Consider the following 21,547-nt stretch of genomic DNA (forward strand, 5'->3'; position numbering starts at 1 on the left):
CGCGGCCCTACGATCTCTTCGATGTCCGGACGGACGCGACGGTTGCCTGAAGGGGTCAACCTTCACCCTCGTCAGCTCTGGCCGGTGATGGCCCGCAGCTCCTGCTGGGTGATCTCCTGGATCGGCACGTCGTCGTAGTTGCTGAGGACGACGCCGACCCAGCCGCTGTCCGGGTAGACGTTCCAGTTGGCGGTGCTGCCGCCGGTGCCGCCGCCGCGCCCGAACAGCCACTGCCCGGCGATGATCTTGATCGGCCCCGTGTACCCCGTGAACGACGGTCGGGGGAGTGGGGTGCCGTTCCCGGCCGCCGCCCGGGGGAACTTGGCACCGGTCAGCAGGTCGGCGTAGGGCTTGTCCAGCACGGTGCCGTCATAGAGCGCCTGCACGAACCGGACGAGGTCCGGCGCGGTGGCGAAGCCGTCGTCCGTGGCATAGCCGATGAAGGCGCGGCCGGGGTTCTTGCCTTGGATGGCCGGGTGGATGCTGCCCTTGTCCAGGTTGCGGACGGCGTCCACCCGGCTGCCGTCGGCCTGCCGCATGTACGAGTGTGCGATGTGCTCGTCCGTGAGCCACTGCGGCCTGGTGTAGAACGCCGAGCCGGTCATGCCGCAGCGCCTGAAGACGTGCTCGTGCACATAATCCCAGTACGTGGTGCCGGTCACCGCCTCCACGATCTGCGCGGCGATGGAGAGCCCGGCGCCGGCGCCGTTGGTGTGGGCCTGGTTGTCCGTGCCGGGAGGGGCCGCCAGCTCCGCCTGCCGTGTCCACTGCCGGTTGAACTCGTGCACTTCCTCCTTGCTGTGGAAGACGCGTTGCAGGTCCAGCTCCGGGGCGTTGAGACCGGAGGTCGTGGTGAGCAGATGGTGGAGGGTCACCTGCTCGGCGATGTCCCTGGCGAAGCCCGTCAGGTGGGCGCCGACCGTGTCCGCCAGGCCGACCTTGCCTTGCTGCGCCAATTGCAGGACGGCCACCGAGAGGAACGGCTGGATCCCCGAGGAGAGGTTGACCGCGACGCCCTCGTGGTTGCGGATCCCCTTCTCCTTGTCGGCCATGCCGTAGCTGCGGGACAGCACCGTCCGGCCCTTGTGCGACAGCATCACCACGCCGGAGAACCGGTCCTCGGCGGCCAGCCGCGCCACGTACCGGTCGTAGGCCCCGCCGGGCCGGGTGTCCGGCGGGATGTCGCCGCCGGTCGGGGCGGGGTCGGCGTGGCCGGGCCGGGCGGCACCCAGCGACGCGCCGGCCGCCACCGCGCCGGCGGCCGCCAGCCCGCCCCACCCGAGCAGCCGCCGCCGGTCGACAACACGCGAATCGGGGCTCATGATCACACCCATCCTCTCGATCGACGAAAGTGATGGGCCGCGATACGCACAGCTCCCAGAACCGAAGAAACCGGCGCAAGGTGGCCCATCCGGACTCACCTTCCGCCGCGATTTCTATCCGGTGGACGGTCACAGCACGGAGCCAGGACCTGTGACCCGCCTGTGACCGGGGCGCGGTCGGCGGCACGATCTGCGCAGTGCCGGAGCGTGGCGCTACTTCTCGGGCAGCGTCGCGGCGTAGGCGAGGCCTCGTTCCACCCAGGTGGTGAGGGCCGATGGAGTGGCGCAGGCGTCCGGGGCCACCGTGATCCAGCCGCGGAGCGGGCGGCCGCGCATGACCATGGTGGCGGTGCCGGGTTCGGCGAGCATCGTGTCATGGTCGTCGGGAGCGACCCGCACCATCAGGTCGCCCTCGCTTCGGACGACGACGGACATGTTGCCGTCCACCAGCCACGCGATCCCGCCGAACATTCGCTTCTGCGTCATGCCAGGGCGGCCTTGGAGCATGTCCCGGACGCGCTCGGCCAGCTTCTCGTCGTAGCTCACGGACCGATCCTCCCAGGTCAGGACTTCTGGAAGCCATCCTTGCCGCGGAGGCCGTAGCCGAGGGCCCGGTCGAGCGCGATGTGGGCCATCCAGCCGCACAGGCCCGCGAAGATCGGCGGCCAGAAGACGGGCCCGACGGCGTAGGCGATCATCAGGGCGAACGGGACCAGCACGCGGTGGGCGGCGTTGTAGTACGGCACCGCGCGGGCCGGAAGCTGGCCGCGCTCGGTGGTGTGAGCGTCCCGCAGGCCCGCGAGGAAGGTCAGGTCCGGGGCGATGAAGAAGGCGAGGGCGAAGGCCGCGGCGAGCCAGCCGTGGTTGACGCCTTCGAGGACGGCGAAGGCCGTCCAGAAGAGGGCGCCGGCGGACCACGCGACGCGGCGCGCGGTGCGGACGGCGGTGGACCTGGTGGGAGCGGTAACGGCGCTCATGGGCCCTCCCGGGCGTTGGCTAATGTCGTTAGCTTCAAGCTAAAGCTAATCTAGTTAGCTGTCAAGCTATCGGTAGGTTCTGGGGTGTTGCGGTTTCGCGCGTCCATGCACACGGCGTGCCGCCGGAGCGTCGCCCGAGCCGGGCGAGAGGGGTCGGCAGGTAGTTCGTTGCACGAATTTTCGAAGGTCGCGGGGGTATGCTGGTCGCGTGGGCAAGCAGGATGATGAGCAGATCGGAGTCGTCTCCGCGCTGGTGCGGGGCGCCTTCCTGGTGAACGCCGTCTATGCCGAGTCGGCGCGGGAGTACGGCATCACCGCGCAGCAGGGGCAGCTGATGTGCGTGCTGATGGCGCGGCCGCGCGGGATGAGCGAGCTGGGGGCGATGCTCGGGCTGGCCAAGTCGAGCCTCACCGGCCTGGTGGACCGCACCGAGCGCAACGGCCTGGTCCGGCGGGAGGCGGACCCCGAGGACATGCGCGCCGTCCGGGTCGCGCTGACCGCGCAGGGCGCCAAGCTCGTGGACGCGTTCTACGACGAGACCTGCCGGCGGATCGACAAGCTCCCGGTGGGGTTCAGTGACGCCGAGCGTGACGCGCTCGCCGGTCTGCTCGGCCGCGTCGTGACGGACAACGAGGTCCCGGTGGTGTTCGCGGAGCCCGACGAAGGAGCCGCCCGCACGCGGTGAGACCGCATTCCCGGAGACCGAAGGTTGCAGTTCGTAGTACGAACTAATATGGTTCGTACTACGAACTCAACCTTGCCTTTCGGAGTGTGCACCATGAGCCGTACGGTTGCGGTCATCGGCGGTGGCTACGGGGGAGCGGCGGTCGCCAAGGCGCTGGACGCCGAGGCCGACGTCATCCTCATCGATCCACGGGACGCGTTCGCCAACGCGTCCGGAGCGCTGCGGGCGCTCACCCGGCCCGACTGGGCGGGGAACATGTTCTTTCCCTATGACCGGCTGCTCGCCAGGGGGACGGTGATCCGGGACCGCGCGGTCTCCGCCGACCCCGGAGGCGTCACGCTGGCCTCCGGGCGGCGGGTCGACGCTGACTACCTGGTCCTGGCGACCGGCTCCAGCTACGCCTACCCGGCCAAGCCCGCCGCCCATTCGACCGGCGAGGCTCTGGACGACCTGCGCCGCACGCACAAGGAGCTGGCCGGCGCCGACCGGGTGCTGATCGCCGGTGCCGGGGCGGTCGGGCTGGAGCTGGCGGGGGAGATCAAGGAGGTGTGGCCGGGCAAGCAGGTGACGATCATCGACCCGGCCGGGGAGGTGCTCCCCGGCTTCGAGGACGCGATGCGCGAGGACCTGCACCGCCAGCTCGGTGAACTCGGCGTCCGGCTGCGGCTGGGCACGGCCCTGACGGCGCCGCCGGCGGTCGAGAGCGGCCGGGCCGAGACCTTCACCGTGACCACCGCCGGCGGCGAGGAGATCACCGCCGACATCTGGTTCCGCGCCCACGGCGTGGACGTCAACAGCGGCTACCTCGCCGACGGCCGGCTCACGGCCCGGACGGCGCGGGGCCACGTCCCCGTCACCGAGAACCTGAACGTCAGCGGGCACGACCACGTCTACGCGGTCGGCGACATCACCGACCTGGCCGAGACCAAGCGGGCCGGGTACGCGATGCAGCACGCCGAGGTCGTGGCGCGGAACATCACGGCGCAGCTGCGCGGCGAGCGGCCGGCGGCGGTCCACCGGGCGGCGGCCGACCCCATGATCCTGCTCCCGCTCGGCCCGCGCGGAGGCGTCGGCCAGCTGCCCACGCCCGACGGCCCGTCGGTCGTCCCGACCGCGACGGTGGTCGAGTACAAGGGCGCCGACCTGTTCACCGGCCGCTTCGCCGAGCTGTTCGGCACGGCCGGCTCCGAATGAGAGGAGGAGCGATGCCGGTACGCGACGTCATCTTCGGCTTCGGCGCGCACAGCGGGATCGACGACGGTCCCGAGCTGCTGCGACTGGCCCGGCAGGCCGACCGGGACGGGCTCGACGTCTTCTCCCTGTCGGACCACCCCTACATCGGCACCCGCCTGGACACCTACGCCTCGCTCGGGTTCATCCTCGGGCGCACGGAGCACCTGGCGGGCTTCGCCAACGTCACCAACCTGCCGACCCGTCCGGCCCCCATGCTCGCGCGGATGGTGACGACCCTGTCGGCGCTGTCCGGCGGGCGGGTCGTCCTCGGCATGGGCGCGGGCGGCCTGTGGGACCGGATCTCCGACATGGGAGTCCCCAAGCTCTCGCCGTCGGATGCCGTGGAGGCCTTCGAGGAGGCGATCGTCCTGGTCAGGAAGCTGTCGGGCGGCGGACCGCCGGTGACCTTCCACGGGCGCCACTACCGGGTGGACGAGATCGAGCCCGCCCCGGTCCCCGCACCCCCGGTGTGGACGGGGTCGGTCGGCGCGAAGTCCCTGGCCGCGACCGGGCGGGTGGCCGACGGCTGGCTCCCCGGCCACGCGGCGGACTGGCTCAGCGAGCGCTACCGGACGTCCCGGCCGATCATCGACGAGGCGGCCGCCGCCGCCGGCCGCGACCCGGGCGAGGTCCGCACGGTCTTCAATCTCCCCGGACGCATCACCGACCTGCCGCGGCCCGCCACCCGGAACCGCGACGGCCGGTGGACCGGCGGGTCCGCCGACCAGTGGGTCGAGGAGCTGACCGGGGCGGTGCTGGAGCACGGCGCGTCGGGCTTCATCCTGTTCTCGCCCGGGGGCGGGACGCAGGACCCGGTGTCCCTCGCGCGCTGGGCGCAGGAGATCGTCCCGGCCGTGCGCGAGGCGGTCGCGAAGGAGAGCGGTCAGTGAAGGCGTCAGGCTGAGGGACGGTCCCCGCCGGTCCGGAGGCGGGCGTAGACGTCGCCGGACCGGCCGCGGGGACGGATCCGTTCGAGCTGCCGCCGCAGCTCCCCCGCCTCCAGCCAGCGCGGGCTCGCGAACCGCATCGTCTCGATGGGGGAGTAGTTGTAGACGTAGTCGCCGAGCCGTTCCACCAGGCGCAGCGCCTCCATGGACGCGTCGTGCGCCGACGGGACGTACTCGAACGACAGGGCGGGCAGCGGCCGGGTGAGGCCCGCCAGCACGTCCGCCTCGAAGCCCTCGACGTCGATCTTGCAGAAGGCCGGGACGCCGTGCGCCGCGATGAGGTCGTCCAGCGTCGTCACCCCGACCTCGATCGAGCGGTCCCAGCGGACGCGGGCGAAGCTGTCGTCCCGGGTCACCGACGTGATCCAGCCGGGCGACATGGACGAGACCGTCGGCGTGGCCGTCGACATCGCGAGCTGCGCCCGCCCCGGCTTGGCCCCGACGGCCCCCGGCACGATGGTGACCTCCTGGTCACGGCCGAAGAACAGCCGCAGGACGCGCAGGCAGTCGGGCTGCGGTTCCACCGCGATCACGCGCGCCCCCAGGCCGCGCCACACGCGCACGCGCCCGCCCACGTGCGCGCCGACGTCGAATGCGACGTCGCCGGCACCGAGAAACTCACCGTAGAGGCGCTTCGCGCGCCGGTGCTTCCCTGGAATGCCGTAGTACATGACCAGCGACCGGGCGATCCCGTACGCGCGCAGCAGCATTCGCCGACCCTACCGCGCGCGGCCTCGTCCGGGACGGATTCCGGGCTCCACGCCGGGGAACACCCCGGGTGTGGAACCGAGACCGTGGACGACGGGCAAGGCCACCCGATCGCCCTTCGTCCTGCCGAGCGGGCTGCGCGGGCACCTCGCCGGACGCGTCATGTTCCGGATGAACAGGCAGGACGAGGTGGCCGCCCTGCTCGACGTCCGGCCGGGAGAGGACGTCCTGGAGGTCGGGTACGGGCCGGGAGCGTTGACGCGCCGCCTGGCTCGCACCGCCACCGGGCGGGTGTGCGGCGTGGACCCGTCCCCGCAGATGCGGAGGATGGCCCTGAAACACGCGCCGCGGGCGGACCTGCGCCTCGGCACCGCCGCCGACACCGGCTTCGGCGACGCCGAGTTCGACTGCGTCGTCTCGGTCAACAACGTCGGGATCTGGCCCTGCCTTGAGGCCGGACTGGACGAGCTCCGCCGCGTCACGCGCCCCGGAGGACGTGTCGTGATCGCCGAGCACGGCGGCAAGGGGTCGTCCAGGCTCGCCCGCCGCCTCGCCCTGCCGGACGACCAGCTCGACCGCGTCGAGCGCGAACTGCGCCGCCGCTTCGCCATCGTCACCCGCCGCGACCTCTCCGACCTCACCACGTTCACCGCCTGCCGCACCTGACCCCGATCCGCCCGGCCGTGCAACAGATCGGGAGGGCCGGGCGTCCTCGGAGTGATGGAAGGGACGGCTTCGTGGACGACGACGGCGTGACATACGAGGAATTCGTGGCGACCCGTGCCCAGGCCTTGCTGCGTTACGGCTATGTGCTCACCGGCAACGCCCATGACGCGGCGGACCTCTTGCAGGAAGGGCTGATCAGGTTGCGCGGCGCGTGGGGCCGGGTCGCGAACAAGAGCGACCCCGAAGGCTACGTCCGGAAGATCATGGCGCGGCAGCACATCAGCGCCTGGCGGCGGAGAAGACGCGAGCAGCTGGTCGGCCGCGTCCCCGAGCGGCGCTACGACGACCCGGGCCTGGACAGGGCCGAGCACGACCCGCGGCTATGGGAGTCGCTCACCCTCCTGCCGCCGCGGCAGCGCGCGGTGCTGGTGCTGCGCTACTACGAGGACCTGTCCGACGAGGAGATCGCCGGGACGCTCGGCATATCGCGCGGGACGGTCCGCAGCCAGGCCGCCCGTGCACTCGACAAGCTTCGCGCGGACTGGCGTCCAGCCGCCGCGCCGACGCCGGGAGGACACCATGGCCGATGATTTCAGCCGGGCGCTGCGCGGCACCCTGGCGACCGCGGCGGACGAGGCGCCGAAGGTCCCGCCGGGACTGCTGGACCAGGTGGAGGCGGGGCATCGCAGGAGGGCGCGCCGCCGGGTCTCGGCGACCGCGCTCGCCGTCGCGGCGGTCCTCGCCGGGACGAGCGCGGCGGGCGCGGCGCTGCGCTCCGGTGACGATCCGCCGCCCGCCGCCGGGCCCGGGAAGCTGAGGCCGGTGACCGCCGCCGAACTCGGCCCGCCCGTGAAGGTGAGCGACCGGTGGCCGGACGCCGTGCGCACGGTGCCGCGGAGACTGCCCAACGGGCGTCCGCTGGACCCGCTCACGCTGCTGGACGGCCACCGGCTGATCGGGACGACCACCTCGGCGTCCGGGATCATCGACCGGGTGTGGGCGTACGACCTCAAGACCGGCAAGGCGGACGTCATCACCCGGATCGTCCCTCCGAAGGGGCCGAAGTCCTATGACGCGGCCTTCGCCGTGGGAGACGACCAGGTGGCCTGGGGCCTGGCCCGCAGGACCGGCGGCCGCACGGTGACGGAGATCTGGACCGCCCCGCTGGCGGGCGGCCCGGCGCGCAAGATCGCTGAGGCGGGGTCGCCGACGTCCGGCCTGTTCATCGAGGACGGGACCGTGATTTGGGAGACCGATCAGGGCGTGTACCGGGTGCCCCTGGCGGGCGGACCGGCCGCGAAGATCGCGGGCAGCACGGGGTTCCGGGTCGTCTCCTGGCCCTGGCTCGGCTTGCCGGGTACGGTCGCGGACAAGGCCGGGAGCATCCGCTACCGGGACCTGTGGAACGTGCGGACGGGGGAGCGGCGCAAGGCCGTCCTCGCGCCGTTCAAGGGCTCGTGGTCGTGCGGGGTGACCTGGTGCCTCGGCAGGCCGACGGACACCGGCTACCACGGTAAGCCCATGCAGAACGCGGTCCAACGCAGGGACGGGAAGGCCGGGCGGCTGCTGCTCACGGAGCACCTCATCGACCAGAACGTGATCGGCGACCGGTTCGTCCTCTACCGGGCCCCTGGGATGATGTCCTCGAGCATGACCCTCTACGACCTGCGGAGCGGAAAGCTGCTCGACGCCGAGATCGGCAAGGGCTTCAGCAACTTCCGGATCGGCCAGACGATGGCCTTCGTCATCGGCGACCAGGAGACGAAGGTGATCGACTTCTCCAAGATCCGCTGAGGGCGCGGCCGGCGGGCGCCGGGCCTCCGGGCCCGGCGCCCCCGGCCCGGGTCAGGACGGGGGGAGGCCGAGGGCGCGGGCGATCAGCATGCGCTGGACCTCCGAGGTGCCCTCGCCCACTTCGAGGATCTTCGCGTCGCGGTAGAAGCGGCCGACGGGGTACTCGTTCATGAAGCCGTAGCCGCCGAAGATCTGGGTGGCGTCGCGGGCGTTGTCCATGGCGGCGTTCGAGGCGGCCAGCTTGGCGATCGCCGCCTCCTTCTTGAACGGCTCGCCCGCCAGCATCTTCGCCGCGGCGGCGTAGTAGGCGAGGCGGGAGGTGTGCGCGCGCAGCTCCATGTCGGCGATCTTGAACTGCATGGCCTGGTAGCGGCCGATCTCCTTGCCGAACGCCTGCCGCTCGTGGACGTAGCGCAGGCACTCGTCCACGCACCCCTGGGCGAGGCCGACCGACAGGGCGGCGATCGCGATGCGGCCCTCGTCCAGGATGCGCAGGAACTGGGCGTAGCCCCGGCCCCGCTCGCCGACCAGGTTCTCCGCCGGCACCCGGACGTCGTCGAACGACAGCTCGCGGGTGTCGGACGCCGACCAGCCGACCTTGGAGTACTTGCGCCCGACGGTGAAGCCCGGGGTGCCGTTCGGGACGATGACCGTGGAGATCTCGCCGTCGCCGGTGAACGCGGTGACGGTCACGAACGCGGTGATGTCGGTGCCGGAGTTGGTGATGAACGCCTTCGAGCCGTTGATCACCCACGAGTCGCCGTCCAGCCGCGCCGTGGTGCGCATGCCGCCGGGCACGTCCGACCCGCCGCCCGGCTCCGTCAGCCCGAAGCCCGCCAGCTTCTCCCCGGACGTGAGCAGCGGCAGCCACCGCTCCTTCTGCTCCGCCGAACCGAACCGGTAGATCGGCATCGCGCCGAGCGACACCCCGGCCTCCAGCGTGATCGCCACCGAGGAGTCGACGCGCGCCAGCTCCTCCAGGGCGAGGCAGAAGGCGAAGTAGTCGCCGCCCATGCCGCCGTGCTCCTCGGGGAACGGCAGCCCGAACAGCCCCATCTTGCCCATGGCGGCGACGATCTCGTACGGGAACTCGCCGCGCTCGTACAGGTCGCCGATCACCGGGGCGACCGTCTCGCGGGCGAACCGCTCGACCGTGCTCCGCAGCTCTTCCTGCTCGTCGCTGAGCGTGAAGTCGATCATCTCGGCTACTCCGAATCCGGTGAGGGTGACAGTGCTTGGACGGCGCGGGACGGGCTGGGACGGCCCAGATGGCCGGCCATCCAGCGGCTCGTGGCGACGAGCGCGGCCAGGTCGACGCCCGTCTCGACGCCGAGTCCGTCCAGCATCCAGACGAGGTCCTCGGTGGGCAGGTTGCCGGTGGCGCTCTCCGCGTACGGGCAGCCGCCGAGGCCGCCCGCCGACGCGTCCACGACGGTGACGCCCGCGTGGAGCGCGGCGAGGGTGTTGGCGAGCGCCTGCCCGTAGGTGTCGTGGAAGTGGACGGCGAGCCGGTCGGTGCCGATGCCCGCCGCGGTGAAGGCCTCGATGAGCGCGGTGACGTGGCCGGGCGTGCCGACGCCGATGGTGTCGCCGATGCTGAGCTGCGAGCAGCCCATGTCCATCATGCGGGACGCCACGGAGACGACCTGCTCGATCGGGACGTCGCCTTCCCACGGGTCGCCGAACGCCATCGACACGTAGGCGCGCACCCAGAGCCCTTCGGCGCGGGCCCGCTCGACGACGGGGGCGAACATCGCGAGCGACTCGTCCACGGTGCGGTTCAGGTTGCGGCGCGCGAACGTCTCGGTCGCGCTGCCGAAGATCGCGATCTCGGTGACGCCGTTGGCGAGCGCCCGGTCCAGGCCCCGCTCGTTCGGGACGAGGACCGGGTAGCGCAGCTCGGGCGAGCGCGGCAGGACGCCCAGCAGCTCCTCGGCGTCCGCGAGCTGCGGCACCCACTTGGGGTGGACGAAGCTCGTGGTCTCGATCGTGCGCAGGCCCGCGTCCGCGAGCCGGGTCACGAACTCCGACTTGACCCCGGCGGGGACGACCGCCTTCTCGTTCTGCAGCCCGTCCCGGGGCCCGACCTCGTAGATCGTGACCCGCTCGGGAAGGCCGGGCAGCGGTACCGGCATCCTCACGCCTCCTCGATCACGGCCAGCACCGCGTCCAGGGCGACCTGCGCGCCCGCGCGGACCGGCAGCTTCGCCACGACGCCGGCGAGCGGCGCGGTGACCGTGTGCTCCATCTTCATCGCCTCGACGACCACCAGCGGCTGCCCGGCGTCGACGTGGTCGCCCTCGGCCGCCTTGACGGCCAGGACCGTCCCCGGCATCGGGCTGCGCAGCACCCCGTCGCCCGTGGCGCCCGCGGCGGCGCCGCCCTCGGCGCGGACGTGCTCGCTCAGCGCCCACGCGTGCCCGTCCCGGCCGAGCCACAGCGTCCGCCCGTCGTGGGCGGCCTCGAACGAGGTCGTCCTTCCACCGTAGGTCAGCGTGAAGGGCCTGGTCAGTGACGCGTCGACCGGCGGGTCGCCGCCGACGGCGACGCGGGCGGACGCGGCCCGCCCCTGCACGCGGACCTCCACCGGGTCGCCGCCGGACGGGGTGATGATCCACGGCGCCCACGCGTGCGCGCCGGGGCGCCAGCCGTCCGGGACGTCCCACGGGTCGTCGCCGGATTCGAGGGCGAGCATCCGCTCCAGCGCCGCGGCGGCGAGCACCTCCGGCGGGACGGCCGTGCCCGAGAGCAGATCGTCCAGGGACCGCTCGACCAGCCCCGTGTCGAGCTCGCCCGACACGACGGCCGGGTGCCGGAGCAGGGCCCGCAGGAACGCGACGTTCGTCGGGACGCCCAGCAGCGTGTACCCGGCGAGCGCGCGGTCGAGGCGGTGCAGGGCCTCGGCGCGGTCGGCGCCGTGCACGACGACCTTGGCGAGCATCGGGTCGTAGGAGCCGCCGACCTCCGTCCCGGCGTCGAGGCCCGAATCGACGCGGACGCCGTCGGGCTCAGTCAGCGACAGCACGCGCCCGCCCGTCGGCAGGAACCCCCGCGCCGGATCCTCGGCGTAGACGCGCGCCTCGATGGAGTGGCCGTCCAGGCGGACGTCGTCCTGCGCGAACGGCAGCGGCTCGCCCGCGGCCACCCGGAGCTGGAGCTCGACCAGGTCGAGGCCCGTGACCAGCTCCGTGACGGGGTGCTCGACCTGGAGCCGGGTGTTCATCTCCATGAAGAAGAACTCGTCCGGGCGGTCGGCGGAGACGATGTACTCGACCGTCCCCGCGCCCGCGTACCCGACGGCACGCGCGGCGGCGACGGCGGCGGCGCCCATGCGCTCCCGGGCCGGGGGCCCCAGCAGCGGTGACGGCGCCTCCTCGATGATCTTCTGGTGGCGGCGCTGCAGGCTGCACTCGCGCTCGCCCAGATGGACCGCGTTCCCGTGCGCGTCGGCGAAGACCTGGATCTCGATGTGCCGCGGGTTCTCGACGAACCGCTCGGCGAGCAGCGTGTCGTCGCCGAACGAGCCGCGCGCCTCGCGGCGGGCGGACGCGATGGCCTCCGGCAGGTCGGCCGCGTCCCGGACGAGCCGCATGCCCTTCCCGCCGCCGCCGGCCGACGGCTTGAGCAGCACCGGCAGCCCGACCTCCAGCGCGGCGGCCTTCAGCTCCGCGTCGGACAGGCCGGGTTCGTCCCGTCCGGGGACGACCGGGACGCCGGCCGCCGCGACCGTCCGCTTGGCGCGGATCTTGTCGCCCATCGCCTCGATGGCCTCCGCAGGCGGGCCGATGAACACCAGGCCGGCCTCGCCGCAGGCCCGCGCGAAGGCCGTGTTCTCGGCCAGGAACCCGTACCCGGGGTGGACGGCCGACGCCCCGGCCGTCCGCGCGGCCGAGACCACCGCCTCGATGTCCAGGTACGAGGGGATGCGGAACGCCTCGTCCGCCTCCCGCACGTGCCGCGACCGGGCGTCGGCGTCGGTGTGGACGGCCACGGACCGGACGCCGAGCCGCCGCAGCGTGCGGAAGACGCGGACGGCGATCTCCCCGCGGTTGGCGACCAGGACGCTGTCGAACATCAACACCCTCACATCCGGAAGACGCCGTAGCCGACCGGCTCCAGCGGTGCGTTGGCCGCGACCGACAGCCCGAGCCCCAGCACGCGCCGGGTGTCGAGCGGGTCGATCACTCCGTCGTCCCAGAGCCGCGCCGTCGAGTAGTACGGGTTCCCCTGCGCCTCGTACTGCTCGCGGATCGGCGCCTTGAACCCTTCCTCGTCCTGCGCGGACCACTCCTCGCCGCGCGCCTCCAGCTGGTCGCGCCGGACGGTCGCGAGGACGCTCGCCGCCTGCTCGCCGCCCATCACCGAGATGCGGGCGTTCGGCCACATCCACAGGAAGCGCGGCGAGTACGCCCGCCCGCACATCGCGTAGTTCCCGGCGCCGAACGAGCCGCCGATCACGACGGTGAACTTCGGGACGCGGGCGCACGCGACGGCGGTGACCATCTTGGCGCCGTGCTTGGCGATGCCGCCCGCCTCGTACTCGCGCCCGACCATGAACCCGGTGATGTTCTGCAGGAACACCAGCGGGACGCTGCGCCGGTCGCACAGCTCGATGAAGTGCGCGCCCTTCTGCGCCGACTCGCTGAACAGGATCCCGTTGTTCGCGACGATCCCCACCGGATGCCCGTGGATCCGCGCGAAGCCGGTGACGAGGGTGGCGCCGTACTCCTTCTTGAACTCCTGGAAGCGGCTGCCGTCCACGATCCGGGCGATGACCTCGCGCACGTCGAAGGGGGTGCGCGAGTCGGGCGGGACGATCCCGTACAGCTCGGCCGGGTCGGCGGCCGGCTCCTCCGGCGGCGCGACGTCCCAGGGCCGGGGCTCGCGCGGCCCCAGCGTGCCGACGATGTCGCGGACGATCCGCAGCGCGTGCGCGTCGTCGTCGGCGAGATGGTCGGTCACCCCGGACGTGCGGGAGTGCAGCTCGCCGCCGCCCAGCTCCTCGGCCGTCACGACCTCGCCGGTCGCGGCCTTCACCAGCGGCGGGCCGCCGAGGAAGATCGTCCCCTGGCCGCGGACGATGACCGCCTCGTCGCTCATCGCCGGGACGTAGGCGCCGCCCGCCGTGCACGACCCCAGCACCGCGGCGATCTGCGGGATGCCCCGCCCCGACATCGTGGCCTGGTTGTAGAAGATGCGGCCGAAGTGCTCGCGGTCGGGGAACACCTCGTCCTGCCGGGGCAGGAACGCGCCCCCGGAGTCGACCAGGTAGACGCAGGGGAGCCGGTTGTGCAGCGCCACCTCCTGCGCGCGCAGATGCTTCTTCACCGTGATCGGGTAGTACGTGCCGCCCTTGACCGTCGCGTCGTTGGCGACGACGACGCATTCGCGGCCGGAGACCCGCCCGACGCCGGTGATGATGCCCGCGCCCGGCGCCTCGTCCCCGTACATGCCGTTCGCGGCCAGCGGCGACAGCTCCAGGAAGGGCGAGCCGGGATCGAGGAGCGTGTCGACCCGGTCGCGGGGGAGCAGCTTCCCGCGCGCGACGTGCCGCTCGCGGGCCCGCTCCGGCCCGCCGCGCCCCGCCCGGTCGATGCGGTCGCGCAACTCCGCGGCGAGGGCCTCGTTGTGGGCGGCGCTCGCCTTGAACGCCTCGCCCGCGACGTCGGCGCGGGTGCCGATCTCGGGTCCGCTCATGACCCCCCTTCCCGGTTAACGCTCATTAACAATGCCGATGTTAACGTCCGTTAACAACTCTAGTCTAGACTGGCCGGCATGACCTCCCCAGCGGCCGCGGAGCCCGCCGGCCCGCCGAACCCGCGGCGCGCCGAGATCCTCGGCGCCGCCGCCGAGCTGTTCGCGCGCCGCGGCTTCCACGGGGCCTCCATCGGCGACCTCGGCCGCGCCGTCGGGCTCACCGGGCCCGCCCTCTACCGGCACTTCAGCGGCAAGGAGGCGGTGCTCGCCGAGATGCTCCTCGACATCAGCGAGCGGCTGCTCGCCGAGGGCGCCCGCCGCGCCGCCGACCCCGATCCCCGGCGGGCCCTGGACGCGCTGCTGCGCTGGCACATCGCCTTCTCGCTCGACAACCCCGCGCTGATCACCGTGCACGAGCGGGAGCTGGACAACGTCCCCGAACCGCAGCGGCACCGGATCCGCCGGCTCCAGCGCGCCTACGTCGAGGAATGGGTCCGGGTCCTGCGCCGCCTCAGCCCCGGCCTGCCGGACGACCGGACCCGCGCGGCCGTCCACGCGTGCTTCGGCCTGCTCAACTCCACCCCGCGCAGCGCAGCCGGGCTCGACCGCGACGCGATGGGCGACCTCCTGCACGGCATGGCCCGCGCGGCGTTCGAAGGGGCCCACTAGCGAAGCCGGACGGCGCCCGTCAGCAGGACGCCGTGCGCCCGTCCAGGGAGCGCTCGATCGCCCGCGCGAACGTCCCGGCGTCCGTCCCCGCCTGGTCGAAGATCTTCTGGACGCAGCCGCGGAACGTGCCGCTGAACGTGCTGTAGTGCGGGGTCACCGGACGCGGCTCGGCCCGGCCGAGCGCGGTCACCACGGCCCGGCCGAGCTGGGTGAGCTGCGCCGCGTCGGGCACGTCGGTCTCGCCGGGGCCGAGCGGCTCCCCGGTCAGGGACGAGCACGTCCGTACTCCCACGTCGGCGGGCGAGCTGCGGCCCGGCGACAGGCCGAGCGCCGAGTAGCGGCCGGGCGCGAACCCGCCGCACGAGAACAGCAGGCGCTGGCTGCCCGTCCCGCTCAGGAACGCCACCAGATCGGCCGCGTCCTCGGGGTTGGGGGAGAACCTGGACACCGCGAGGTTCTGCCCGCCGAGCACGGTCCGGCCGGGCAGCGCGGTCACCCCGAACCGCAGGCGCGTGCCGTCCCGCATGCGGGGCTCGGACGCGAGCACCGAGAACGCGTACGGCCAGTTGCGCATCAGTTTCGTCCCCGACGCGAACGCCTCGATGCTCTCCAGCTCGCCGTACTGGCGGGACGGCGCGAGCGACCCGTGCGCCCGCGGCGCGAGCCGGGTGAGCGCCGGGTACACCGCGTCGCGCAGATCGTCCTCGTCCGGGCGGCCCGCGCCCGTCAGGCGCCCGGCGGCGCCGTCGTTCCACACCGCCTCCAGCGCGTTCACGGTGAGGCCCTCGTAGTCGGCGAGCTGCATCGCGACATCGGCGGACAGCAGTCCCGGCCAGGCCGCCGGCGGCGTCACGCCCTCCCAGTGGTAGAGGAGGCCGACGTCCACGTTGAACGGGACGGCGTACTGCTCGCCGTCGTACTCGCCCGTCCGCAGCGCGGCCGGGAAGAAGTCGTCCCGGTTCTCGATGTCGTCGAGCGGCCGCAGGTAGCCGCCGCCCGCGAACTGCGCCGTCCACGTGTTGTCCATGATCAGGACGTCGTAGGCGCAGCCGCCCGACTCCTGGACCGCCTTGAGCTGGCTGTGCTGGAGGTCGGTGGACTCCGACACCTCCACGAGCGTCGCGTGCGGGTGCGGGCGGCCGCCCGGATAGCGGCTCTCGTTCCACTGCCGGATCAGCGCCCGGCGCTGGTTCTTCAGGCTGACGTCGGTGCCGCCGGCGACCAGCAGCTCCGAGCGGTCGCAGTCGCCCTCGATCGCCCGGTAGGACGGGTCCGGCCACAGGAAGAGCACGAGGCCCGCGACCAGCACCAGCGCGGCCCCGGCGGCGGCGCTGACCCACGCCCGCCGGCCCCTCGGCAGGAACCGCCGTCCCCTCATCGCAGCTCCGACAGGAGCTCGGCCGCCTGCTCGGCCTCGGGCGCGTCGGTCAGCCGCACGCACCGCCCGCCGTCCGGGCCGAACGCGTCCACGATCTGCCGCACGGGCGAGGAGCCGCACGCCGCCGGGCCGGTCAGCACGACCGTCAGGCGCAGTCCCGGGTGCCGGTCGCGGAACTGGCCCGACAGCCATTCCGCGCGGGAGCCGATGCCGGGGTTGGTCGCGGGGGACTGCCCGTCGGTGACGAGGATGAGGTTCTGCCTGCCCGACCCGACGTCGGCCGCCGCGATCGCGTCGCTGAGCGGCTGGTCGGCGCCGCCGGACGCGACCGCCTGCAGCCGGCTCGCCACCTCGTTCTTCTGGTCCGGCGACGCCGTGTCCGGGGGAACGTTCCCGAACGTCTCCCGCCTGCCGGCCGGCGCCGTCGACGACGACACCTGCAGGCCCACGCGGTCGTTGCTCTGCAACTGCGTCACCAGGCTGCGCAGGAACGACGTCCCGCGGGCGAGGCGCGAGCCGTCGCGGCCCTGGGTCGCGCCGCCCATCGACCCGGACACGTCCAGCATCAGCGACACCGGGATCCTCGGGCGGGCGGCGCCGATGCGGTCGAGCGTCCGCTGGACGCCCTCCGCCGGTTGCAGCCCCACGACGGGCGGCATCACCCGGTTGCCGACCACGCTCTGGAGCCGCGACAGGTAGTGGTGCCCGGCGTCGCCCTCGTTCGCGGGCGGGATCACGCCGCGCTCGTCCCGGAAGCCCTGCGCCGTCAAGGGGTTGCGTTGGAGCCAGCGGCGGAACCCGGCGACCGCGGCGTCCCGCTCACGCGTGTCCTGGCCGCGCCAGCGGACCTGGACGAACGGATAGTCGAGCGTCGGCAGGTCGGTCGCGTAGTACGGGTGCAGCCGCCACGCCGCGTACGCGTCCGCGTCGACGGCGCCGCAGCGGTCGCCGAGCGGGCGGCCCATGTCGTAGTCGTGCAGCACCTGCTCGGGGACGGCGACGGCGATGTCGTCCGGCGGCTCGGACGCCTGCGCGGCGGCCTGCTGGCGGAACCGGCACAGCAGCGACACCGCGTCCGGCGCCACGAGGTCGGCGGGCTCGGCGAACCGCTCGTCCTCCCGGTCGTCGCCGTCCGGCGTCGCGTCGTACAGCGCGGGGGTGACCGCGAGTGCCGCCGCCGACGTCTCGGGGATGGGGCGGGCGATCGCGCGCAGCTTCACCCCGGCGTCCGCGAACCGCCGCAGCAGCGCCGCCGTGTCCGTCGCGATGGGCGCCGCGATCGGGTCGGCGACGGACTCGTGGGCCTTGGTGAACAGCGCCAGCACGAGCGGCGACGTCCCGAGCGTCCCGCGCGGGCGGAAGACGGGATCCCCCTTCGCCGCGCCCGCCTGCGCCGCCCCCGCTTCCGCCGCCCCGGCTTGGCCCGCGCCCTTCGGGACGAAGTCGTACTCGGCCGTCGACGACGGGACCCAGATGTCGGGCTGCGGGCCGAAGAGCTGCTGGGCGTCGCTGTGCCGCTCGTCGGCGGGCTCGCTGCGCCGCCACAGCAGCCGGAACCCGTCGTACAGCGGGACCGGCCCCGTCTCGGGGACCACGGTGACGCTGTACTTGCGGCAGCCGCGGTCGTCCCGGCCGTCGTTGGCGAACTCGGCGGCCGCGGCGCGCAGCGGCGTGAGCGTCTCCGGGGCGGTCAGCACCCGCAGTTCGAGCGGCTGCCCGCACGCGCCCGTCCGCTCACCCACCCGGTGGACGCCGACGCCGGCGAGCAGGACCAGCGCCATCGCCGCGGCCCCGGCGACCCCCCACGCCAGCGCCGCGCCGCCCCACTTCAGCGTCTTCGACACACGCTCCATGACGGCGTGCGCGTGGTCGGGGTAGAAGGCGAACAGGCCCGCCGTCACCGCCGCGATGACCAGCAGCGAGATCGCCGCGTTGAGCCAGAACGCGCCGTGGACGAGCGTCACTCCGAGGCTGATGACCACGGTGGAGACCAGGTCGAGGACCAGCACCTGGAGCAGCCGGCGGAGCCAGCCCGGTAAGCCGTCCCGGCGTGCCGGAGGCCGTGACCGGTCGCCGTCGCCGTGCGGTCCCGTCATCACGCCCCATCGCCGCGTAGGTCTCGTTTCTTCGGCCCCCCGGCACTTGAGATCACATGATACGTAGCCGCACGGTCGCGGTCAGCGGCTTCGCCGACCGAGACGGGCGATCCGCCGCCCGGCGGGCACGGGGCCCGCCCTCTTGACGGGCCGCCAGCAACATAGGTCAGATGGACGCGGGTCACCCCATGGATCGGACAAAGGGCCGCCTGGACCGGACAAAAGGAGAGCCTCATGGGCGTTGAGGGCGTCGGCTTCTACGAGATCGCGCGCAACCACCCCGATCGTGCCGCCGTGCTGGCTCCGGGCGTGCCGATGACCTACGGCGAGCTGCACGCCGAGGTGAACCGGCTCTCCAACGCGCTGGACGGCCTCGGCCTGCGACCCGGCGACGCCCTGGCGACCGTCCTCGGCAACCGGCCCGAGTTCCTCACCGTCCTGCTCGCCGCCACGCAGTCGGGGCTCTACCTCGTCCCGGCGAGCCGCCACCTGACCGCGCCCGAGATCGGCTACATCCTGGCCGACAGCGGCGCCAAGGCCGTCATCACCGAGAGCGCGCTCGCCGGCGCGGTCTCGGGCGCCGCCGAGGAGGCGGGCATTCCGGCCGGCGGGCGCCTCAGCGTCGACCCCGCCGAGGGGTTCCGCTCGACGGCCTCGCTGTGCGCCTCGGCCGGCGCCGGCCCGCCCGCCGAACGGCGAATGGGTTCGATCATGCTCTACACGTCCGGGACGACGGGACGCCCGAAGGGCGTCCGGCGGCCGCTGCTCGACATCCCGCCCGAGATGCTCATCGAGGTCATGCGGCAGACGCTGATGCGCCATCTGGGCCTCGGACCCGGCGACGAGGTCCACCTCGCCATCGGGCCCCTCTACCACTCCGCGCCGTGCGTCCACGCGATGATGGCGCTGAACCTCGGGCACGCCGTCGTCGTCGCCCCGCAGTTCCGTCCCGAGCACACCCTGGAGCTGATCCAGCGGCACGGCGTCACCAACACCTTCATGGTGCCGACGATGTTCCACCGGATGCTGGCCCTGCCGGACGACGTCCGCGCCCGCTACGACGTGTCGTCGCTGCGGCAGGTGTTCCACAGCGCCGCGCCGGTCCCCGTGGAGACCAAGCAGCGGATGATGGACTGGTGGGGGCCCGTCCTCTACGAGTACTACGGCTCCACCGAGAGCGGCCCCGTCGTCGTCGCGAGGCCGCACGACTGGCTCGCCCGCCCCGGGACGGTCGGATGCCCGGTCGACGGCGTCCAGATCAAGATCCTCGACCCGGAGGGCGCCGAGCTGCCGCCGGGGGAGACCGGGCTGATCTACGCGACCGGCCAGCCCGGGTTCGAGTACCACGGCGACCCGGACAAGACCGCCTCCAGCATGCGGGGCGAGTACTACACCCCCGGCGACCTCGGCCACCTCGACGAGGACGGCTGGCTCTACATGAGCGACCGCCGCACCGACCTGATCATCTCCGGCGGGGTGAACATCTACCCGGCCGAGATCGAGTCGGCCCTGCTGCAGCATCCGGCGGTCGGCGACGTCGTCGTCATCGGCGTCCCGGACGAGGACTGGGGGCAGAGCGCCGTCGCGCTCGTCGAACCGGCCGAGGACGCCGAGCCCGGTGACGCCCTCGCCGCCGAACTCCTCGCGCACTGCGGGCCGCGCCTGTCGAAACTCAAGCACCCGCGGCGCGTGGAGTTCCGCGAGACGCTGCCGCGCACCCCGTCCGGCAAACTCAGCCGCCGCCGCGTTCGGGAGGACTACCTGCGGGAACACGCCGGCTGAGCCCTGCGGGGCGAACGGGCCGCAAGTCGTTGCCGGAAACGTCGAACGCCTCCCGGTGTTCGTGCGTACCACGGCACATGGAAGACCAGAAGGTCGCCCCGATCGACAACGTCGCCCCGACCCCCGCCGCCACGACGCAGACCGACCTTCCCGTCATCACCGACCCGGCCGCCTACGCCGAGGGCGACCCCGCGCCCTCCGGCGGCCAGGTCGAGGGAGTGGACGCGGCGCGGGCGTCCGCCGACGCCGCGGCGCTGCTCCAGGCCGCGTCGGACGCCGCCCGCTCGCCCGCGCGGCGGGCCGACCCGCCGGCCGACCCGACCACCCGGGCCGGCGCGGGGCAGCCGCCGGCCGCCGAAGACGACCGCGCCGGGATCGCACGCCTCGGTGACCCGGTCGCGGTCTGGCCGTGCGCCGGCTGCGGACGGCCCGTGCCGCAGCCGGTGCGCGGCGCCCGCACCGTCCGCTACTGCCAGGACGGGGACGGCGCGTGCGAGAAGGCCGCGCTGGCGAGCCGCGAACGCGGCCTGGAGTCTCCCGGCCTCACCGGCCAGGTCGCCTGGACGTGGGAGATGGTCGACCGGCTGGAGGGCCTCGCCGACCGGCTCGCCGGGTCGCTGATGTCCGAGCTGAGCGTCGCCGGCGTCGAGCGGCGGCTCGCCGACGTCCGCGCCGAGGCCGCCGGGCAGGTCGCGATCGCGCAGCGGGAGCGCGACGAGTCCCACCAGCAGGCCCAGCTGGCGTGGCGGGAGACCGCCACCGCGCGGGCCCGGGCGGAGGCCGCCGAGCAGGAGGCCGCGTCCGCGCGCGCGGAGGCCAAGCGCCTCGCCGCCGAACTGGACGCCGCGCGGCAGGAGCGCCAGGAGGCCAAGGACGGCGCCGACGGCGACCGCGCGGCCCGCCTCGCCGCCGAGCGCGAACGCGACCGGATGGCCTCCCGGGAGGGCGAGCTGCTCGCCTCCCTGGAGAGCGCCCGCGCGGAGCTGGTCGCGCTGCACGGGCGGCTGTCGGAGGCCGAGACCCTCGTCGAGGGGCAGCGCGTCGAGGCCGACGCCGCCACCCGCGCCGCCGAGGACCTGCGCTCGGCCGTCCGGGACGCCGAGGCCAAGCGGGGGCAGGCCGTCGCCGACCGGGACCAGATCCAGGCGCGGGCCCGCGAGCTCGAACAGCACACCTGGCAGCTCACCCGCACCGCCGACGAGCTGCGCGCCGCGGTCCGGGCGCTGACCGCCGAACGCGACGCCGCCCGCGCCGAGGCCGACCGCGCCCGCCGCCGCGTCGACGCGCTCACCGCGACGGCCGACGGGCGCCCCGAGCCCGGCCCGCGCCCGCCCGTCGACCGGGAGCCGCCGACCGGGCTGCACGCCCTGCCGCCGATGAACGGGTCCCTGCTGGACATCGGGGGCGACCCGCTCGCCACCGACCCGCTCCGCCACAACGGCCACAACGGATACAGCGGACATCGCCTTCCCTATGCCGGCTGACGGTCACGCCGGTCGGAGGACGCACATGTAGGAGGTGAGGCCAACCCCACACTGCACTGGCCCTGAGACCGGCCGCCGTACCGCACCGGGGTGGTACGGCGGCCGGTGC

19 protein-coding genes are annotated in these 21,547 nt (G+C 73.5%); 9 read left to right on the plus strand and 10 right to left on the minus strand.

The genetic code is table 11. The annotated features are described in order from the left end of the window. Nucleotides 1-71: 71 nt before the first annotated feature. The 3 genes from BM339_RS05005 to BM339_RS05015 form a co-directional block, all read right to left on the minus strand. Nucleotides 72-1,322 carry a serine hydrolase domain-containing protein gene (locus BM339_RS05005; protein WP_075020155.1) on the minus strand — a complete coding sequence of 417 codons (1,251 nt, stop codon included), beginning with the start codon at nt 1,320-1,322 and terminating at the stop codon, nt 72-74. Nucleotides 1,323-1,535: 213 nt separating this feature from the next. Beyond that, a complete protein-coding gene (locus tag BM339_RS05010) occupies nt 1,536-1,868 on the minus strand; it encodes a TfoX/Sxy family protein (protein ID WP_075020008.1) in 333 nt (110 codons plus the stop codon). Nucleotides 1,869-1,885: 17 nt separating this feature from the next. Beyond that, nucleotides 1,886-2,299 (minus strand): DUF4260 family protein, encoded by a 414-nt coding sequence (locus BM339_RS05015; protein ID WP_075020009.1) that lies wholly within the window; start codon nt 2,297-2,299, stop codon nt 1,886-1,888. A 208-nt stretch (nt 2,300-2,507) separates the two neighbouring features. Between BM339_RS05015 and BM339_RS05020 the strand changes: the two genes are divergently transcribed. The 3 genes from BM339_RS05020 to BM339_RS05030 all read left to right on the plus strand — a co-directional run bounded on the left by BM339_RS05020 (nt 2,508) and on the right by BM339_RS05030 (nt 5,107). After that, the gene (locus tag BM339_RS05020; RefSeq protein WP_021596022.1) at nt 2,508-2,984 is read left to right on the plus strand and encodes a MarR family winged helix-turn-helix transcriptional regulator; all 477 of its coding nucleotides are present in this window, start codon (nt 2,508-2,510) and stop codon (nt 2,982-2,984) included. 93 nt (nt 2,985-3,077) lie between these two features. Beyond that, a complete protein-coding gene (locus tag BM339_RS05025) occupies nt 3,078-4,178 on the plus strand; it encodes an NAD(P)/FAD-dependent oxidoreductase (RefSeq protein ID WP_075020010.1) in 1,101 nt (366 codons plus the stop codon). An 11-nt stretch (nt 4,179-4,189) separates the two neighbouring features. After that, complete coding sequence (locus BM339_RS05030) at nt 4,190-5,107, plus strand: LLM class flavin-dependent oxidoreductase (RefSeq protein ID WP_075020011.1); 918 nt, start codon at nt 4,190-4,192, stop codon at nt 5,105-5,107. Nucleotides 5,108-5,112: 5 nt separating this feature from the next. On the opposite strand, the gene BM339_RS05035 is transcribed toward BM339_RS05030, so the two are convergent. Further along, entirely contained in the window at nt 5,113-5,874 is a 762-nt protein-coding gene (locus BM339_RS05035; protein WP_075020012.1) for an FkbM family methyltransferase, read from the minus strand. A gap of 70 nt (nt 5,875-5,944) precedes the next feature. Between BM339_RS05035 and BM339_RS05040 the strand changes: the two genes are divergently transcribed. From BM339_RS05040 to BM339_RS05050, 3 genes are all read left to right on the plus strand, one after another. Then, nucleotides 5,945-6,538: a class I SAM-dependent methyltransferase gene (locus tag BM339_RS05040; RefSeq protein ID WP_021596026.1), complete on the plus strand. Its 594-nt coding sequence runs from the start codon at nt 5,945-5,947 to the stop codon at nt 6,536-6,538. Between the two features lie 71 nt (nt 6,539-6,609). Further along, a complete protein-coding gene (locus BM339_RS05045) occupies nt 6,610-7,128 on the plus strand; it encodes a SigE family RNA polymerase sigma factor (protein WP_021596027.1) in 519 nt (172 codons plus the stop codon). After that, a complete protein-coding gene (locus BM339_RS05050) occupies nt 7,118-8,332 on the plus strand; it encodes a hypothetical protein (protein WP_021596028.1) in 1,215 nt (404 codons plus the stop codon). The genes BM339_RS05045 and BM339_RS05050 overlap by 11 nt, the downstream gene beginning before the upstream one ends. Nucleotides 8,333-8,383: 51 nt before the next feature. Here the strand turns inward: BM339_RS05050 and BM339_RS05055 are convergent, their stop codons facing one another. The 4 genes from BM339_RS05055 to BM339_RS05070 are packed head-to-tail and all read right to left on the minus strand — an operon-like array spanning nt 8,384 to nt 14,029. Beyond that, nucleotides 8,384-9,532: an acyl-CoA dehydrogenase family protein gene (locus BM339_RS05055; RefSeq protein ID WP_075020013.1), complete on the minus strand. Its 1,149-nt coding sequence runs from the start codon at nt 9,530-9,532 to the stop codon at nt 8,384-8,386. A 5-nt stretch (nt 9,533-9,537) separates the two neighbouring features. Beyond that, entirely contained in the window at nt 9,538-10,467 is a 930-nt protein-coding gene (locus tag BM339_RS05060) for a hydroxymethylglutaryl-CoA lyase (RefSeq protein WP_075020014.1), read from the minus strand. A gap of 2 nt (nt 10,468-10,469) precedes the next feature. Then, nucleotides 10,470-12,407 (minus strand): ATP-binding protein, encoded by a 1,938-nt coding sequence (locus BM339_RS05065; RefSeq protein WP_075020156.1) that lies wholly within the window; start codon nt 12,405-12,407, stop codon nt 10,470-10,472. A gap of 8 nt (nt 12,408-12,415) precedes the next feature. Further along, nucleotides 12,416-14,029 carry a carboxyl transferase domain-containing protein gene (locus BM339_RS05070; protein WP_075020015.1) on the minus strand — a complete coding sequence of 538 codons (1,614 nt, stop codon included), beginning with the start codon at nt 14,027-14,029 and terminating at the stop codon, nt 12,416-12,418. Between the two features lie 78 nt (nt 14,030-14,107). Between BM339_RS05070 and BM339_RS05075 the strand changes: the two genes are divergently transcribed. Further along, entirely contained in the window at nt 14,108-14,698 is a 591-nt protein-coding gene (locus BM339_RS05075; protein WP_075020016.1) for a TetR/AcrR family transcriptional regulator, read from the plus strand. A 19-nt stretch (nt 14,699-14,717) separates the two neighbouring features. On the opposite strand, the gene BM339_RS05080 is transcribed toward BM339_RS05075, so the two are convergent. Both BM339_RS05080 and BM339_RS48415 read right to left on the minus strand, forming a co-directional pair. Continuing rightward, a complete protein-coding gene (locus tag BM339_RS05080) occupies nt 14,718-16,076 on the minus strand; it encodes an extracellular solute-binding protein (RefSeq protein ID WP_075020017.1) in 1,359 nt (452 codons plus the stop codon). Further along, nucleotides 16,073-18,172, minus strand: coding sequence for a vWA domain-containing protein (locus BM339_RS48415; protein ID WP_075020018.1), 2,100 nt, complete (start codon nt 18,170-18,172; stop codon nt 16,073-16,075). Before BM339_RS48415 ends, BM339_RS05080 begins: the two co-directional genes overlap by 4 nt. Before the next feature lie 234 nt (nt 18,173-18,406). Here BM339_RS48415 and BM339_RS05090 point away from each other — a divergent pair, with 234 nt between their 5' ends. Then, a complete protein-coding gene (locus BM339_RS05090) occupies nt 18,407-19,954 on the plus strand; it encodes an AMP-binding protein (RefSeq protein WP_075020019.1) in 1,548 nt (515 codons plus the stop codon). Between the two features lie 77 nt (nt 19,955-20,031). Next, nucleotides 20,032-21,438, plus strand: a complete 1,407-nt coding sequence (locus BM339_RS05095) for a coiled-coil domain-containing protein (protein ID WP_075020020.1) — start codon at nt 20,032-20,034, stop codon at nt 21,436-21,438. The last annotated feature ends 109 nt before the right edge of the window (nt 21,439-21,547 follow it).

The sequence above is a fragment of the Actinomadura madurae genome, assembly GCF_900115095.1.
In the GTDB taxonomy this organism is placed as follows: domain Bacteria; phylum Actinomycetota; class Actinomycetes; order Streptosporangiales; family Streptosporangiaceae; genus Spirillospora; species Spirillospora madurae.

What these genes read in the sequence shown, in the direction of transcription:
- BM339_RS05005 (WP_075020155.1), bottom strand. Translation starts at nt 1,322, where the DNA reads ATGAGCCCCGATTCGCGTGTTGTCGACCGGCGGCGGCTGCTCGGGTGG.
- BM339_RS05015 (WP_075020009.1), bottom strand. Translation starts at nt 2,299, where the DNA reads ATGAGCGCCGTTACCGCTCCCACCAGGTCCACCGCCGTCCGCACCGCG.
- BM339_RS05025 (WP_075020010.1), top strand. Translation starts at nt 3,078, where the DNA reads ATGAGCCGTACGGTTGCGGTCATCGGCGGTGGCTACGGGGGAGCGGCG.
- BM339_RS05030 (WP_075020011.1), top strand. Translation starts at nt 4,190, where the DNA reads ATGCCGGTACGCGACGTCATCTTCGGCTTCGGCGCGCACAGCGGGATC.
- BM339_RS05035 (WP_075020012.1), bottom strand. Translation starts at nt 5,874, where the DNA reads ATGCTGCTGCGCGCGTACGGGATCGCCCGGTCGCTGGTCATGTACTAC.
- BM339_RS05050 (WP_021596028.1), top strand. Translation starts at nt 7,118, where the DNA reads ATGGCCGATGATTTCAGCCGGGCGCTGCGCGGCACCCTGGCGACCGCG.
- BM339_RS05055 (WP_075020013.1), bottom strand. Translation starts at nt 9,532, where the DNA reads ATGATCGACTTCACGCTCAGCGACGAGCAGGAAGAGCTGCGGAGCACG.
- BM339_RS05060 (WP_075020014.1), bottom strand. Translation starts at nt 10,467, where the DNA reads ATGCCGGTACCGCTGCCCGGCCTTCCCGAGCGGGTCACGATCTACGAG.
- BM339_RS05065 (WP_075020156.1), bottom strand. Translation starts at nt 12,407, where the DNA reads ATGTTCGACAGCGTCCTGGTCGCCAACCGCGGGGAGATCGCCGTCCGC.
- BM339_RS05070 (WP_075020015.1), bottom strand. Translation starts at nt 14,029, where the DNA reads ATGAGCGGACCCGAGATCGGCACCCGCGCCGACGTCGCGGGCGAGGCG.
- BM339_RS05075 (WP_075020016.1), top strand. Translation starts at nt 14,108, where the DNA reads ATGACCTCCCCAGCGGCCGCGGAGCCCGCCGGCCCGCCGAACCCGCGG.
- BM339_RS05080 (WP_075020017.1), bottom strand. Translation starts at nt 16,076, where the DNA reads ATGAGGGGACGGCGGTTCCTGCCGAGGGGCCGGCGGGCGTGGGTCAGC.
- BM339_RS48415 (WP_075020018.1), bottom strand. Translation starts at nt 18,172, where the DNA reads ATGACGGGACCGCACGGCGACGGCGACCGGTCACGGCCTCCGGCACGC.
- BM339_RS05090 (WP_075020019.1), top strand. Translation starts at nt 18,407, where the DNA reads ATGGGCGTTGAGGGCGTCGGCTTCTACGAGATCGCGCGCAACCACCCC.
- BM339_RS05095 (WP_075020020.1), top strand. Translation starts at nt 20,032, where the DNA reads ATGGAAGACCAGAAGGTCGCCCCGATCGACAACGTCGCCCCGACCCCC.